Source organism: Nostoc sp. (assembly GCF_036916975.1).
Classification (GTDB): Bacteria; Cyanobacteriota; Cyanobacteriia; order Cyanobacteriales; family Nostocaceae; genus Nostoc.
Window position 1 is genome coordinate 39,042 of sequence record NZ_JBALFF010000042.1, and the last position, 15,680, is coordinate 54,721.

The 15,680-nt window shown below is 39.9% G+C and carries 17 protein-coding genes; 7 read left to right on the top strand and 10 right to left on the bottom strand.

Annotation, left to right across the window (positions count from 1 at the left end; all coding sequences use genetic code 11):
* Positions 1-84: 84 nt before the first annotated feature.
* A complete protein-coding gene (locus tag V7K73_RS09585) occupies positions 85-2,352 on the bottom strand; it encodes a transglycosylase domain-containing protein (RefSeq protein WP_442936749.1) in 2,268 nt (755 codons plus the stop codon).
* A 323-nt stretch (positions 2,353-2,675) separates the two neighbouring features.
* Between V7K73_RS09585 and folK the strand changes: the two genes are divergently transcribed.
* The 4 genes from folK (at position 2,676) to V7K73_RS09605 (ending at position 5,084) form a co-directional block, all read left to right on the top strand.
* On the top strand, positions 2,676-3,248 hold the full coding sequence (gene folK / locus V7K73_RS09590) for a 2-amino-4-hydroxy-6-hydroxymethyldihydropteridine diphosphokinase (RefSeq protein WP_442936747.1): 573 nt from the start codon (positions 2,676-2,678) through the stop codon (positions 3,246-3,248).
* A gap of 68 nt (positions 3,249-3,316) precedes the next feature.
* On the top strand, positions 3,317-3,865 hold the full coding sequence (locus V7K73_RS09595) for an NUDIX hydrolase (protein WP_334879316.1): 549 nt from the start codon (positions 3,317-3,319) through the stop codon (positions 3,863-3,865).
* Positions 3,866-3,901: 36 nt separating this feature from the next.
* On the top strand, positions 3,902-4,093 hold the full coding sequence (locus V7K73_RS09600; protein WP_334879318.1) for an ADP-ribosylglycohydrolase family protein: 192 nt from the start codon (positions 3,902-3,904) through the stop codon (positions 4,091-4,093).
* Positions 4,094-4,274: 181 nt separating this feature from the next.
* Positions 4,275-5,084 (top strand): prohibitin family protein, encoded by an 810-nt coding sequence (locus tag V7K73_RS09605; RefSeq protein ID WP_334879320.1) that lies wholly within the window; start codon positions 4,275-4,277, stop codon positions 5,082-5,084.
* Positions 5,085-5,186: 102 nt separating this feature from the next.
* Here V7K73_RS09605 and V7K73_RS09610 read toward each other — a convergent pair whose 3' ends face one another.
* Together V7K73_RS09610 and V7K73_RS09615 are read right to left on the bottom strand one after the other, a co-directional pair.
* Complete coding sequence (locus V7K73_RS09610; RefSeq protein WP_334879322.1) at positions 5,187-5,648, bottom strand: hypothetical protein; 462 nt, start codon at positions 5,646-5,648, stop codon at positions 5,187-5,189.
* 370 nt (positions 5,649-6,018) lie between these two features.
* Complete coding sequence (locus V7K73_RS09615) at positions 6,019-6,192, bottom strand: hypothetical protein (protein WP_334879324.1); 174 nt, start codon at positions 6,190-6,192, stop codon at positions 6,019-6,021.
* 87 nt (positions 6,193-6,279) lie between these two features.
* On the opposite strand from V7K73_RS09615, the gene V7K73_RS09620 reads away from it, so the two are divergent.
* Positions 6,280-6,552 carry a hypothetical protein gene (locus V7K73_RS09620; RefSeq protein WP_334879326.1) on the top strand — a complete coding sequence of 91 codons (273 nt, stop codon included), beginning with the start codon at positions 6,280-6,282 and terminating at the stop codon, positions 6,550-6,552.
* A gap of 319 nt (positions 6,553-6,871) precedes the next feature.
* Here the strand turns inward: V7K73_RS09620 and V7K73_RS09625 are convergent, their stop codons facing one another.
* Positions 6,872-7,633 (bottom strand): phosphatase PAP2 family protein, encoded by a 762-nt coding sequence (locus V7K73_RS09625; protein WP_334879329.1) that lies wholly within the window; start codon positions 7,631-7,633, stop codon positions 6,872-6,874.
* Between the two features lie 125 nt (positions 7,634-7,758).
* Complete coding sequence (locus V7K73_RS09630) at positions 7,759-9,000, bottom strand: hypothetical protein (protein ID WP_334879331.1); 1,242 nt, start codon at positions 8,998-9,000, stop codon at positions 7,759-7,761.
* Between the two features lie 559 nt (positions 9,001-9,559).
* Between V7K73_RS09630 and V7K73_RS09635 the strand changes: the two genes are divergently transcribed.
* Positions 9,560-9,829, top strand: coding sequence for a hypothetical protein (locus tag V7K73_RS09635; RefSeq protein WP_334879333.1), 270 nt, complete (start codon positions 9,560-9,562; stop codon positions 9,827-9,829).
* A 292-nt stretch (positions 9,830-10,121) separates the two neighbouring features.
* Here V7K73_RS09635 and V7K73_RS09640 read toward each other — a convergent pair whose 3' ends face one another.
* The 4 genes from V7K73_RS09640 to V7K73_RS09655 form a co-directional block, all read right to left on the bottom strand.
* Positions 10,122-10,856, bottom strand: a complete 735-nt coding sequence (locus tag V7K73_RS09640; RefSeq protein WP_334879335.1) for a glutathione peroxidase — start codon at positions 10,854-10,856, stop codon at positions 10,122-10,124.
* A gap of 77 nt (positions 10,857-10,933) precedes the next feature.
* A complete protein-coding gene (locus tag V7K73_RS09645; protein WP_334879337.1) occupies positions 10,934-11,863 on the bottom strand; it encodes an alpha/beta fold hydrolase in 930 nt (309 codons plus the stop codon).
* Between the two features lie 185 nt (positions 11,864-12,048).
* The gene (locus tag V7K73_RS09650; protein ID WP_334879339.1) at positions 12,049-12,870 is read right to left on the bottom strand and encodes an SDR family oxidoreductase; all 822 of its coding nucleotides are present in this window, start codon (positions 12,868-12,870) and stop codon (positions 12,049-12,051) included.
* A gap of 125 nt (positions 12,871-12,995) precedes the next feature.
* Positions 12,996-13,280: a glutathione peroxidase gene (locus V7K73_RS09655; protein WP_334879341.1), complete on the bottom strand. Its 285-nt coding sequence runs from the start codon at positions 13,278-13,280 to the stop codon at positions 12,996-12,998.
* A 621-nt stretch (positions 13,281-13,901) separates the two neighbouring features.
* On the opposite strand from V7K73_RS09655, the gene V7K73_RS09660 reads away from it, so the two are divergent.
* On the top strand, positions 13,902-14,357 hold the full coding sequence (locus tag V7K73_RS09660) for a DUF2141 domain-containing protein (RefSeq protein ID WP_334879343.1): 456 nt from the start codon (positions 13,902-13,904) through the stop codon (positions 14,355-14,357).
* Between the two features lie 2 nt (positions 14,358-14,359).
* Here the strand turns inward: V7K73_RS09660 and V7K73_RS09665 are convergent, their stop codons facing one another.
* On the bottom strand, positions 14,360-15,499 hold the full coding sequence (locus tag V7K73_RS09665; protein ID WP_334879345.1) for a peptidoglycan-binding protein: 1,140 nt from the start codon (positions 15,497-15,499) through the stop codon (positions 14,360-14,362).
* Positions 15,500-15,680 lie beyond the last annotated feature (181 nt).

Genomic DNA, 15,680 nt, shown 5'->3' on the forward strand with positions numbered 1-15,680 from the left:
GTGCCGAGCATCTCGAAAAAGCGGACATGGAACCGGAGCCGGGGTAAGCCGAAGGGATGCCCAATGCCCTATGCCTACCCCTAATTAGTTAGAAGGTCTAAGTTTATCCCGCCAGGATGGCTGTGATGATGAAGAATCTGAAGAACCGGAACTATTTGCCGGAGAAGACGAGCGCCGACTTCTTTGAGGCGTGGGAGAAGAATCAGATTCTACTCTTCTAGATCGCCTCTGTGGACTTGATGATTCTGAGGAAGAGTTATTGGAACTTGATTCTTCGGTGCGATCGCGCCTTCTGCGTCTTGGGGTATAATCGCTGGATTGCTGTTCTTCTTGAGAATAGCTCCTCCTCTTACGTCTCCTAGATGAACCACTATCTTCAGAATTAGAATTTCTAGCAGTTTCTTTTTCCCCTTCTGAGTCATTATCATCAGAAGAGATAGAACGATTCAGCACTTGTTTGGGCTTGATGGTCTGGGCTTTGATGGTGCCTTTACGACCTTCTAAATTGGGACGTTTGGGAAACTTTTCTACCGGCATCCCTTCTGCGGCTTTTTCCATAAATTCGTGCCAGGTGTAAGCCGCACTACCACTACTGCCGTCTGTGGGGTGGTTATCATCGTTACCGAGCCAAACGCCTGTCACCATTTGGGGAATGTAACCAATAAACCATAAATCCCGGGCTTCATCGGAGGTGCCGGTTTTGCCTGCAACTTGTCTATTACCTAATTGAGCAGCAGCACCAGTTCCCTCTTCTACGACGTTGCGTAACATCCAAGTCATGATGGCGGCACTGTCAGGGTCAAGGGCCCGTTGTGGCTTGAAATTAGCTGACCAGATCACCTTGCCTTGGCGGTTGAGGATGCGAGTAATACCATGAGGCTCTGTGTGCAATCCCTGAGTAGCAAAACTGCCATAAGCGCTGGTCAACTCTAGCAAATTCACTTCATTTGAGCCGAGAGCTAAGGAATAGGTGGGCTTTAGCTCAGATTTTATCCCCATATCATGGGCAAGTTTAATTGTTGGGGTAAACCCTACATCAATCAACACCTTGACCGCAATAATATTAACAGAGCGGGTGAGGGCATCTCGCATGTTCATGGAACCGTGGAACTTTTCACTATAGTTTTTCGGTTCATAACCATCTACGACAAAGGGCGCATCTTCATAGCTATCGTAAGGGCTTTTACCGCTAGCGATCGCAGTCGCATATACAAACCCTTTAAATGTCGATCCTGGCTGCCGTTGTGCCTGAGTAACCCGATTAAACTGGTTTTTACCAAAGTCTTTTCCGCCAACCATTGCCTTAATTTCACCGTTGCGGGGGTCAATGGCTACCATTGCTCCTTGCTTAAAGCTCTCCCACCGTCCTTGATTTCGCAGGGTTTTTGCAACTGCCTCTTCTGCGACTTTCTGCCAAGTCGGGTTCAGCGTAGTTTCTACTACTAATCCCTCACTTTTTAGCACGTTAGCAGAAACATACTTCGGCAATTCTTTTTGGATGTAGCTGGTAAAGTAGGGTGATTCTACTTGCACTCGCTTGGGTAAACTCGTTTTGAGAGTGAGTGGTTCTTGGACTGCTGCCTGCCTTTGTTCTGGTGTAATTATTTTATCTTCTTGCATCCGTTGCAATACCAAGTCCCGCCGCCGTTTTGCCGCTTCTGGATTCTTGTCGGGAGCGTATAAGCTAGGAGCGGGGGCTAATCCAGCGATCGTTGCCATTTCGGCTAAAGAAAGCTGGTCTGGCGTTTTACTAAAGTATACCCAGGATGCATCTGCCACACCATAAGCTCCACCTCCCAAATAAACCAGATTTAGGTAACGCTCTAAAATCTGATCTTTGGTTAATTCATTCTCCATTTTTTGTGCTAAACGGATTTCTTTGAGTTTGCGCCAGATTGTCTGTTCTTGTTTCAAAAACAGAATCCGTGCTAGCTGTTGGGTGATGGTGCTAGCACCTTCTACCACACCTTGCGATCGCAAATTATTCAAACCGGCTCTAGCAATCCCTTGTGGATCGAATCCGTTGTGTTGCTTAAATCTTCTATCTTCTGAGGCGATGAAAGCTTTTTTTAAATTATCTGGTATTTGTTCCAGCTTTAGCTGTTCTCTGGCCGTTTCACCTTGTTGTTGTAATATGCTTCCATCAGCAGCTTTGATCGTCAGTGTTTGCTCTCTAACCACGGCATTCAACTGTGCCTGATCTGGCAAAGTCCGATCTATTAAATTGATGCCGTAGATGAAGGCAGCTATCCCACCACCTACACCCAAACCTGCCCAAAACCAGATGCGACGATAGAGTGGTTTACCGCGAGTTGCCTGATTAGCCTTCATCCTAGATGGGAAAATTTTCATTTGCTCAGTAACTGCCTCGCCTGCGCCAGATGTGCTAGTGGTAAGCTTCTCATTTGTTCCTCCTTGTCCAGAGTCACTCAAATTAGTTGGTCTTCGCTTGAACCAGGAGGTAAGCTTCCCCACGTCAGTTCCTCGCTCAAAGTAGCAAATGTATAACCACCATTAATCAGCTTTGGGGTTATAGCACTACCTCTGTGTTAGTATAATATCCTATAAATAATTAACTAAATTCACTATAAAAAAAATAATGTCTTTTAGATTTGATTAATTGAGTTTTGTAAAATAAATTGCAACTTTAATAACTATTCGGAATATAAAACTTATTGGCATTTTCTGGAACTGGTATACCGAAGTATCCGCACGTACAGTCTAAGTCTAGCTTACTTAAGGCGAGCTACGCCGAAGCAGAGCTAAGAAGAAGCGCCGTTGCCCTTGGTAGTAATCTTGGCGATTCACAGACAATTTTAGAAACAGCTATAGAAACTTTAGCCCAAACCCCAGGTATTGTCTTAGAAGCTAGATCGAATTGGTATCAAACCAAAGCTGTTGGTCCCCCACAGCCCGATTACCTAAATGGCTGCGTCACATTGCAGGTAGAAATCACAGCCCAGCAGTTATTAGAAACTTTGTTAGGAATTGAACAACAATTTGGGCGGGTGCGTCAGGAACGCTGGGGTCCACGAATCCTGGATTTAGATTTGTTATTATTTGATGACATTATTCTTGATACACCAAATCTCCAAATTCCGCATCCCCGAATGCGGGATCGGGCTTTTGTGTTAGTTCCACTGGCAGAAATTGCCCCAGATTGGATAGAACCAGTATCCGGGTATGTTATTAAAGAACTGCTGAAAGATGTAGACTGTTCTGATGTACATTTATTGATGAGAAATTAAAAATACCATCATTAAACGCAGAAGAAGGCTGATTTCACCTCTGTATTCACAGATAATCAGATTTTATTATGCCATTAGGTAGAGAATTACCACAACTACTAAGACAACGCCTGTTTTATAAAGGACGCAAATTTGATTTTGAAGTTAATCGCTTGCGTTTGCCTAATAAATCAGAAGGAGAATGGGAATGTATTCGTCACCCTGGTGGCGCTCTAGCTGTGCCGATAACGCCAGAGGGTAAACTTGTTCTCGTGCGCCAGTATCGTTTTGCAATTCAGGGACGGATATTAGAATTTCCGGCGGGAACTGTAGAACCAACTGAAGAACCTTTAGAGACGATACAGCGTGAGATTCAAGAAGAAACTGGCTATAGTGCCAAAAAATGGGATAAACTAGGCGAGTTTTTCTTAGCTCCCGGCTATTCTGATGAAATTATCTATGCTTTTCTGGCGCGAGATTTAGAAAAGCTGGAAACACCACCACCACAAGATGGAGACGAGGATATCGAAACTGTGTTTTTGACTCCCGAAGAATTAGAGAAAGCGATTCTGGAGGGAGAGCCGGTAGATGCTAAATCAGTTTCTAGCTTTTTTCTGGCGCGTCCGTTTTTAGTTTAATCCGAATATGCTGACGAGATAATCGTTAACAATGATTTGAGTCGATCCGTCGAACATCCACGTTTTCGACTCAATCCTGGCAGCTACACCGACGATACCCAGATGAGCATTGCCATTACTGAAGTAATTGTTTTTGTTACAGCTTTCAAACGCGATGAGAGAGAAGGCTATGCGCGAATATTTTACCATTTTTTCTCAGAGAAATTCAAAATGGGGAAGAGTTTTTAACGAAAATTAACCCTGATAGAACTCCTAAATATGTGTCTCTAAGTAGGTAGGCGTAATTAAACATAAGATAAAACCTCACCCTCAATCCCTCTCCAAAGTATCGGAGAGGGAAGCCGGAGGTAGGGTGAGGTTTTATCATTTAATTTGACTACTTACATTATGCAAGACACATATCACACAGATGAAAAAAAATACAACTTTTAACAGTGCTGGTAAACTAACTGCTCTTTTGTTCCTAATAACTCTGCTTCTCACGCCTTGTGTGATTGTAAATGCAGGGGAACGTGGTGTATTGATGAAATTTGGCGAAGTACAAAACCAGATATTAGGAGAAGGGCTTCACTTAATTATTCCTGTAGTTAATACTGTAAAAAAGTTGAGTATTCGAGTCCAAAAGCAGGAAATTTCGGCTGAGGCTTCTTCTAAAGATTTACAAAATGTTTTCACTTATGTTGCTCTCAATTGGCATATTATTCCCCAGCAAGCAAATGCTATTTTTCAAGAAATTGGAGATGAACAAAATGTAGTTATTCGGATTATTAACCCAGCAGTTGAAGAAGTGCTAAAAGCAGTAATGGCAAAGTATACTGCTGAAGAAATTATTACTAAACGAGGAGAAGTCAAAGGTGGAGTAGATGATGCATTATCCACACGATTGGGTAGCTATCACGTTGCAGTTGATGATATTTCTTTAGTTCATGTCCATTTTTCAGAAAGATTTGGTGAAGCGGTGGAGGCGAAGCAGATTGCTGAACAGGAAGCAAAACAAGCAGAGTTTATCGCCTTGAAAGCAACAAAGGAGGCTGAAGCAAAAGTTAATTTAGCCAAAGGAGAGGCTGAAGCGCACAGATTATTACGTGATGGTTTAACTCCCGAAATTCTGCAAAGGCAAGCAATAGAAAAATGGAATGGTAAGTTACCATTAATTGTTAGTAAGGAGGCTCCAAAATTGTTGAATTTAAGTGAGTTTTTAAAATTTGATGAAAATTGAGATTATTTTTAAATGATTTGCTTTATACTGAGAGAATTCAGATCCCCGATTTCTTGAAGAAGCCGGGGATCTTTTTGTTCTGTAGAAACGTAATCAACTAAATTAACCGTTGGCAAATAAAATAGGAGAATCGAGAATCTTCAACTGGATCAATAGTATAATCAAGAGGGTATAAGCTGTTGAAGAAATTAGACCACTGATTAATTCTTTTTTGAGGTTATGTTCTTGAGGTTCTTTTTGAAAAATGTCTTTAGAACCGAATTGCATCAAGAGAATTCCCACAATATTAGAGAGCCAATATCCGATAATTGAACAAGGTAGAAGTAATTTTGGGGAAAGTAAACTACATGCATACCCAAAACCATAAGCTATTGGCAAATTAAATAGTAGGTCATTCCACCAACATAGTGGTGACAATAAATATCCTAGTACTAAAAAAAATCCACATCTGAGTTTTTTGAAAATGTCTTTTTTGAACTCTTTTGGAGTGAATTGTTGTAAGTCCTCGAGAGTTGTGTCTCCTGCTACATTCAACTCTTTACTGGCGTTTTGGACGCTTTCCATAAAAACCCATTATTTCTATCGACTTAGTGTACTTTAATATATAAACTAAACCAACGTCTAGTACAGGAGGGATTATATTTTGGCTTTTTGATGCTGAAAATTTTACCACTGCATAGTTTCAGCAAAATAGAGGTTTTGATTTATATCAGAGATGCGTGAGTGCGAAGCCGAATAGCCCGCACAACTTTTGGAGACGCTGCGCCAACGACAAGCTTAGTGAGCATCGTAGACATCGCACCTTGCAAAATCTGACTTTGTTCTTTGATAAGCTGGAAAACATCTAAATTGAATAATCAAATTAAATAAAACTCTTGTGGGGTGGGGCGATTTGCCCGCCCTAATTATACAAATTAAATACAAAACAGGTGATCTAAGCTAAATAGAACGACTTAAACCCAATTGAGACAATTACTGCTAGTTGTCGCTCAATAGCTTTCAAAATCAAAATATACCTTTCTAAATCATAGCATACGATGAGAGCCAACACCGATACTGCAATAGCCAAAGCCTTTTTAGGCTGGGGTAAGTCGATGTTGAGTAGCAAAATTTTTATTTTGCATATATATAGCCGGGGCAGAAATTTGAATTAATAATAGCTAGAATAAAATTACTGAGGCATCTTAATAGGAAAATGACAGATTTAACTCCAAATAGCACATTTTTAATAGCAGGAATTGTTTTTATAACGATTGCTATCATCGGGCAATCTAAATTAGGTTTTATTGAAATTAATCCCGGCTGTTTTGGCAGATTTTTGGCTCTATTTATTGGAATTTCGAGTCTATTATATGCTTTGGGATTATTCAATATTTCAACGGTCAACTTTGACTTCTTAAAAACTTCTCTTCTAGAACAAATTAAACAGAGTATAAGTTCAATAAATGACCTTTTGCAAGGCTCGTAAGAGGTCTAAAAAATGAATTTTTGGTAAGGGTAAAAGGTTGATTTTAGCCTTTTTTTATATTCCTAATAATCCGCTCTTACAAGAATGAACCAATCCAAATTAGTAATGAAAATTCTAAAATAGTCAAATTTAATACCTCTTTTTTTTACATGTATATCAAAATGACAGAATATTTTTTGTATTATTCAAAACTTAATAGTCTAATAGCGATAGTCTAAAGACGACTGATACCATTTTTTTGTGACGCTGCGCCAAACCCTTTTAACGTCTTTCTTTCTTTCTTTGTGTCCAAAAAATAATCTTTTAAGCAGACATAATATTACTCCTTAGTTATCAATCTTTCTTCAGGGAGTAAAGTAGTTTCATCCTCAGGGCGTTCGCCATCTACGGTGGCTATAGTTCTCGCGGGTTTGATAATTAGACTAACGCCAATTGTCCAACCTAATGCAACCATCCAACCCGCGAGAATGTCACTGGGAAAATGTACCCCCAGATAGAGACGACACCACGCAATAGCTATTATGTATAAACTGCCGAAGATGAGAAGCAACCAGCGCCGGGAGCTATCCCAAGTTAAGAATAGCAAAACTGCTACTACAGTTATACTTGTCATAGCATGACCACTGGGAAATGCAAAACTAGACTCAGGCGCAATAGACTGCCACAATTGTGGACGCACTCGATGCATTAATTGCTTTGCTGTGCGGTTGATGATCACACTTCCCACTGAGGTGGTGAGTAAATAAGCTAGCGATCGCCAGCGTTTTTGAAGTAATAATATTAGTGCGATCGCGCCTAAAATCGGTATCGCCGTCCAAGGCAACCCAATTATAGCTAGCGTCACTGCTAAAACATCAAGCTCTGGGTTTGCTGTAGAATGAACTGCTAACAGAATAGGCACATCCCACGGAAAGCCAGCTTGATTTTCCCATATCTTCACTGTCAGAATTTCAAAAACCTGCAAAGGTAAGTATACTCCTATCAACAAGAGTAAGAGCGATCGCCAACGGGCAATCAACAGGTTTTTCAGAAAAGAAAGAGGCGACTGAATCTCTTTATTGGCGTTTTCCACTTTGTCCATATTAAGTTCTTGTAATAAATTAACTAGAAGTTGTTTATTAATTTCATCTATCAGTAGACAGTTTTAGTTATTTTTAATCAGGAACAAAAAATAAATTTAATAATGTTATTTGGAGCCAAACATGATTACAAAACACTAGTATTTTGAGAAGCTCCACAATGTTTACAATATGGCAAATATTTATATGTAAAATTATGACAGTTTTGACATTCAATGTCTTGAGAATAACCACAGTGTGGACAGTAAGTATCAAGTTGTCGAATTTTCTTGGAGCAATTTACACATTGTGATTTTTGGACTCGGCTAGCTGTCTGGACTTTCACATTAAAGACAACTTTTTGAAAGAACTGAATAATTCCAAAACCGATAATTGGAATCAACAAGATATAAACATAATTTATTAGGAAAACTAAACCACCAAAAAGGACGCTAATAATATCAAACAAAAATTTAAATATTGCCCCGACTTGAAGAAATTCAAATATTTTAACGATTAGTGGAATAAAAAAGATGACTAGCAAATGCCAGCTAATTAGCGAGATTAGTCCAAATCCTCTTCTTTGAGCAAATTTGTGAACTAATAAAGCAATGAAAATCAACGGTAGAAGAAAGAAAAACTCAAAAGCAAGCTGGATACTTGGATACCAAAATGATGCCTGCTGATAGCCTTTGTCAACTTCTTGGAATTGATTATTATCTTTAAGAAAGGCTATAAAATTAATGCTTTCCGGTTTGGTAAGCAGTTCATTTGTAAGAGTAGAATTTTCTTGTTTAAGGGTAGAAATTTGGCGATTATTTTGTTCTAATGTCTGTTTAGCTTTTTCAGCACTGACTTGATTAATTGATTGTTCACGACCCTGGCCGGCAATTTTTTCTAATAGCGTTGAGTCATATTGGGCTTTAATACTACGATTGGCTTGTTCAAGCGTACTGATTTTCGCTTGTTTTTGATCAATAGTTTTGATGATTTGCTGCTTGTCAGGGTTGTTAATTTTATCCTTGTAGTCGGCATATTGCAAACACGTTTTAGAAACATTACCCAGATGTCCTGCTTCGGCTTGTTGATAGTTTCGCTGAAAACTGAGTTGATTATTCGGCTTATCTCGCAATGAAAGTTTAACAATTTCATAGTCTTTATCTTGAGTGGTTTTTGTCCGGTAATTTTGCCACTCTGAATAACATGGATAAGCTTGGGTCGCGCTGATATGCCATCTGCTAATATCATCGAGTCCGCTAAAAACATTAATCAAGATAAAAATATCAATTAAAATAATGACAATCAAGCTTACTTTATTCAGTGGTTCGTTATTGATTGTCCTTGAGTTCCTAAAAAATTGGTTCAAAATTCGGCGAATTCTAGCAAACATATTATATTTTGAATAAATTTAAATTTAATTTTAGATGATAAATAGTCAATAGCTGGACAAAAATACATTTACCCATCTGAAGATTTGTTAATTGCTGACTTGAAACTTGATATAAGTAAATAAATGCAAATAATTAAAAGATAGTGTAATACTATTTCACTAATGATATAAATACGCTCTTTTGGGGACAGGCGCATTGCCCATACGTGTCAACTTAACGTAAAAGCTATATTCCGCAAGGAACTTCAGTTCCTTAAATAACCTTGCATAATCAGGGCGCTTATGTTATGCAGACCACAAGAATTTGATTGAATTCGACTAAGTAAGTGGGCGCAAATAATTATCACTGGCTCGTAGTTGCGCTTTAGCGCTAAAGCTCAACTACGAGCCAAATACAGAGATTTTACTTTTCGTTACATAGTTTGGTTTTATCTTGCCTACTTACTTATGCAATTTAGATGTTTTCAGTTGAACCACGAAAACATCCAAAAAATCACTGAGGCTAGAAGGCTAAAATTTTTACAAAATATAAGCTGATATCTACTTAATTTCAAGAAGTATGGGATTGATTGTGGTGGTTCTGATCATCAGCTTATCACTTGCTTTAATCAAACTGTGGTCATCTCAACCACGGGGCAAGGGTTCTAAGCCATACTTCAGTGACCCGAAAAACAGAAAACTGCAAAAACGTTTACTGATTTTACTTAACGGTGATGCGACAACAGCCGAACGATTACTCAAACAGCAGCGCCAGAGGCGTCCGGGTGAATCGGATGAATGGTATTTGGAGAAAGTGATTTATGATTTGGAACGCGATCGCCGTTGCTAAAGCTCAATTATCCAAGGGCGATATTTGAATACGTTGTAGGGATGCACATCTGTGTATTTGTGTCAACAAAAGCCTAGAAATATTTTAAATGTTGGCTTCTTCACCCTCACCCGCCTGGAACTAAAGTTCTTTCGCTTTTAGCTAAAGTCTACTGAAGTAGACTAAAAATTTTTGGCTATATTTAGTCATCAACAGAAGACTTCCGCTATAAGAGAAGGAACTGAAGTTCCTTGCAGGACATGACTTTTAAGTTAAGTTGACACCAATGACATCTGTGCGCCCCTAGTGAAAACTATTTAGCGGCGAAGTAGGCTTCTAATGCCTCAGAACCACCAATTAATTTACCATCGATAAACACTTGGGGAACTGTTGTCGCACCTGTAACTGCTCGTAAAGAACGTGTGGTGATATCCTTACCCAAGGTAATTTCCTCGAAGTTGATATCATGTTCCTTGAGCATCGCCTTAGCACGCGCACAGAAGGGACAACCTACTTTGGCAAAGAGAGAAACGAGTTCAGGCTTCACTGCTTGGGGATTGATATATCTGAGCATTGTTTCAGCATCGGATACCTTAAAGGGATCTCCTGGCTCGTCTGGCTCAATAAACATTTGGTTAATTACACCATCTTTTACCAGCATCGAGTAGCGCCACGATCGCTTCCCAAATCCCAAGTCTGATTTATCTACCAGCATCCCCATGCCTTCAGTAAATTCACCATTACCATCGGGAATTAATGTAACATTTTCTGCTTCTTGATCCTTTGCCCATTCGTTCATTACAAAGGTATCATTGACAGAAATACAGATAATGTCATCAACCCCATTTTCTTTAAAAACCCCGGCCAATTCGTTATAACCAGGGAGATGAGTTGATGAACAAGTCGGTGTATAAGCACCTGGTAAGGAGAAGACAACCACTGTCTTATTAGCAAATAATTGATCCGTTGTCACATCCACCCACTTGTCGCCCAAGCGTGTATGAAAAGTGACATTGGGAACTCTTTCTCCTCGGCGATTGGGGAACATAATGTTGCTTGCCTTTAGTAATCAATTCCAGTCATAACCTATCATGGCAAGTCTGGTATGATCTAACTATTAATCAGCTAAAAAATTTCATTAATAAATGGCGCGATCGCTGCAACAAATTCAGCAGTTGATTCATAGGGTAAAACATTGCGCCCATCGATTTTTATACCTTGACTTTGAGGCAAACCGGTGAGGTAGTGAGTCAAGCGTTCGTCTGGCGTTTCTTTTTTACCTTTTTGACTAATACTCGATGCAGTCTCCCCCATAACCGCTAATGTTGGTTGCTCAATAGAGGCGATAGAATTAGTATAATCCTGTCGCCAGAACCCTGCTAGAAAAGAAAACACTGCATAACGACTAGCAGGATTTTTTGCACCTGCAAGCAATGTGTTCAACCACTCTGCATCCACAGCATTCTCAGAAGCAAAAAGTTGACGAGTCGAGAAAGAATGTAAAAACTTTCGGGTGCGTGCATAGCGATAAAAAGCACTTCCAAAAGGCGAGTCTAAGAGATTCCAAGTAAATTTTTGCCGCCATTCTGGTGATTTATTTGTCATCAAAGCCCAGGTTGGAGGCCCAGAGAGGACAAGTTTGGCAATTAAGTTTGATTGCTTTTGGACTAATGCGATCGCAACTGGTAATAAAGCACCTTGTACTACTACAATCACAGGTTTTTGCACTACTGTTTGTAAAAAGTGCTGCAACTGTTCTGCCCAAACACTAGGAGTATAAGCCATATAAGGCATATCACTTTCGCCACATCCTAGTAAATCAGGGTTGTAAATTAAATTACGCTGACCTGCATTATACCATTCGCCGCAAAATCGCTGCCAAAATTGCCGCGACAATCCAACGCCAATCGGATGAATTAACAGTAAGGGAATGCCTTCAGGTGTTGTGTTAGTTGGTTGATGAACTTCGTAGGCGCAACGATAATTATGCCAAGTGTAAAACTGGCTAGGAGATGCTGTCAAATTGATTGTGTTACTTACAGCAGATGGTTGCATAATTCCTAGTTTTTAACGAACTTTGGGGGTTTAAGTCAAGAGTCTCTACAGGCAGCGCGAATTGAACGCCTCAGCTAAATCCCCGTCACAAAACGTAATTACGAATTACGTACAGCCCAAAGGGCCATGAAAACCGCGCAGCGTGCCGGAGGCTCTATTACGAATTACGAATTATTTAATACTTCCTAAAAAATCATCTGTGGATGAATTAACTGGTATCCAGCCTCTTTCAGCTTTTCATTCGATACCCAAGCATTATATGGACGGGTACTTTTAATAGAAGTATCCCAGATAACTTTGGGTAAATTATGTTTTTCAAATAAACTATCTAGCAAGTCTCGACTGGTGAGATGTGCATCATCTACCAGATTATAAATCCCTTGCAAACGACGGTGACGGGCAAATTCTATCGCACCAACAATATCATCTAGGTGAATCCAATTTGTGATATCGTCGCCGCCGGGACGGGTTGTACCAGAATATCTGCTAAATATTTTCACCAGTTCTCTATCAGGGCCATAAATTCCTCCTAAGCGAAAAATACAAACGCGGAGATTTTCGCTAGATGCTGATAGCAGCACATCCTCTGTTTTTCGGAGAATTTGTGCATTTAAATTAGCGGGTGCAAGCGGTGTTTCTTCATCTACCCATACACCATTTCTATCACCATACACTGCATAGCTACCTGTGTATATTAATTGTTTTACACTCGGAACCTGCTGTAAGGATGAAACTAAAGTTTGGGCAGTTTGTAGATAAGTTTCTTCATAAACTTCTGCACCTTTTGCGCCAACGCTCAAAAGTACAACATCTTGATCGTGTAAAACTGATTTTAGACTATCTAAGTCATTACCACGGCTAACTACAACTCTTTCGGATACTGATTTTAGTGCAGGGACACGCTCAGAGGAAGTTGTGGTTGCACTGACAACAAAATCCTTTTTTTCCTGCCAATATTTAGCAACCTTATAACCCACATAACCACAACCAATGATTGCAACTTTCATGACAAATTAAACACAAATAAATTAAACTACTTATTGAGACAATATTCTCAATTAAGGGACTGGACGTAAATAAATTTAACACTCTATAGCTAACAGTTAATAGTCAATAGGACAGAAATTTTTACTTAATGACTAATGACTATTTTGCTATATTTACTCGTGCAGAATTTCACAATCTCTTCATTGCTTCCTGGTTCCTGCGCTCCAAAATCGTTACAGGGAAACCCCAAAATACGTAACCCTGTTTCTCCATACTTTTGGTTCAACTTTTCTAACCCCTCATATTGAGAAGTATAACCGCAGTAGGATGCCACATTTACAATTAACAGTAGCTTGCCGGTATACTCGTTTAATTGTTTATCCTCACCATTGATCGTCTTAACTGCAATGTCCGAAATTGTGTTACTCATTTTGAATCTGATTTATAGGGAATATTGCCAAGTTTCCCATATTACAGGTACTGTAAAGCCTCTTTTTTTCAGGAAATTAGATTTGTTAGCCTTGTTTCCTCTTAAGTAGGTAGACAAGATAAAACCAAACTATGTAACGAAAAGTAAAATCTCTGTATTTGGCTCTTAGTTGCGCTTTAGCGCTAAAGCGCAACTACGAACCAGTGATGATTATTTGCGCCCACTTACTTAGTGTTCTATTTAATTCAGGCTATAAGCTGTATGGGAGTTTCGATAGATTTTTCCGTCATTGATTACTGCTTAATGAGCAAGGCTATTAGGACTTACGCTTTCAAAGCACTGAAAGCCTTGATTTATCGTAGGGGCAATTCATGAATTGCCCCTACATTTCGTAGTTGATGCGTAAGTTTTAGAATCTTTCTCTCTGTGTTCTCCGTGCCTGGAGCGGTTGGTTATTTAATCCAAGCATTGCTCCCGCTTGACTTCTATCCGACTTATTTAGACAAAATATAGGAGGATGCTTGCGAGTATTGACTGAATAATGCCACCATGAATCTGCGCGATCGGAATCAAAGTTAAAACTTAATTTCAGTAAAACTTATTTTAACTTGAGAAATTTTTATGGTTAGAGGATTAAGAATTAGTATGATGCTATTGGCAGTTATAGCAAATCTGGCGTGGCCATTTAGTGCCAAGGCAAATTTTAACGGCAAACTCACCGTAGAAATTGATGGCTTGAAGAATAAACAAGGACAAGTGTGTGCCAGTATATTTGCTAACAGTAAAGGATTTCCTAGCGATAGCGATCGCAGCTTACAAAAGCAGTGTACCAAAATTACTAGCACTCCGTTAATCATTACCTTTGAGAACTTGAAAGCAGGTAGTTACGCCGTTGCTGTCTTCCACGATCAAAATAACGATGGTATTCTCAATAGGAATGTTTTTGGTATACCAAGCGAAGGCTTTGGATTTTCCAGCAATCCAGAAATTCGCACAAGGGCGGCCAAATTTAGCGAAGCAGCATTTTTGGTGGTAGGCCCGGACACTGATATCCGTATCCAATTGAAATATTTTTAGGTTTATTCTTGTGAATCGTTATGTGAATCTTCTGGTAGACTTTGTTGTTCCGGCAAACCACGCATTCGATTCATCTGAGTTAAAGCATATCGTGCTGTTGCTTGCACTTCGGCATCTGGGTCATCTAACGCGTGCTGCAACATCTGACTCATTTGACCCATCATGTCATAAACGCGCGTCAGGTCACGGATCGCATTTTGCCGCACTTGTGGACTTTCATCTTGCAGTGACATTGCTAGACCACGGTTCATTGGTTTAAGTGTGCGGATGCCAATTTCTGCCAAAGCTGCCAAAATTAAGCTGCTTTCTTGAGAATCGGCATCAATCATCAGGTCAACCATCGGCTGAATTGCCCGCGAATCTCCCTCTTGACCCAAATCCCAAATGGCCTTGCGCCGCTTAGTTGGGTCAGAACTGCGTAAGTCTTGAATTAATTCGTCAACAATATTGAGTTTAGCAAGCCGGGAAGTTTTTTCTGGTAGCAGTAATTGTGTAGTGAATGGTGGCGTAGCTGTTTCTGGATTAGTTACAGTCTCTGGGGAGGGTGATATCATGGGGTTTTTGTTAGCTTCACTCAATCTTTTAGTCTCTGATATTTCCGATTGCACTTGTTTGGACTGACTAAACCACTTCAGCAGGTAAACAAGTGCGCCAATACTTCCTATAACTGCGATGGATAATATTAACCACCAGATAAAACCTTTCTCGGTTGGTTCGGGTGTTGTAGTTGGTTTAGAAGTCGCAGCAGCAGAGTCAATAATTGGAGAGGTGACAATCTGATTTTTGGCTACCATTGCTGCTTGCAGTCTCCCCCTAGTCGCCAGCCCAGCAAGACCATCTACTTTTAAACCCTTTGCTTTCTGGAATCTAGTTACAGCGATTTCCGTACTGGTGTTGTACTCTCCATCTACCACGCCACTGTAGTATCCCAACTGCTTTAATTGGGTTTGTAATGTCTGTACATCTGATTTTGGACTACCATATCTCAAAACACCCGAACTAGCAGCGACTGGCGAACTAGCTTGTGCAAGTTCTAAAATTTCAGGTGCTAGGTTAGGTGTTGCTGTGGTTGCACGATTTGGGTAAAAACCCACGCAACAAAAACAGGTAAATATCAAAATTGAGGAACGGCATAGCCTCATATTGCAAGTTTCAGCCTGAAGGTGCTTTTGAAGTATTCGATACCACAATACCTTCAAGATTACCAAATTACCAAATGTTAACTGTCATTTTTTTATTGGGCATTGGGCAAAACAGTGCTGAGTTAGGAGGGAGGAGGCAGGAGGGAGGAGTTAGGAGTTGGGAGTTTGGAGTTTGGAGTTT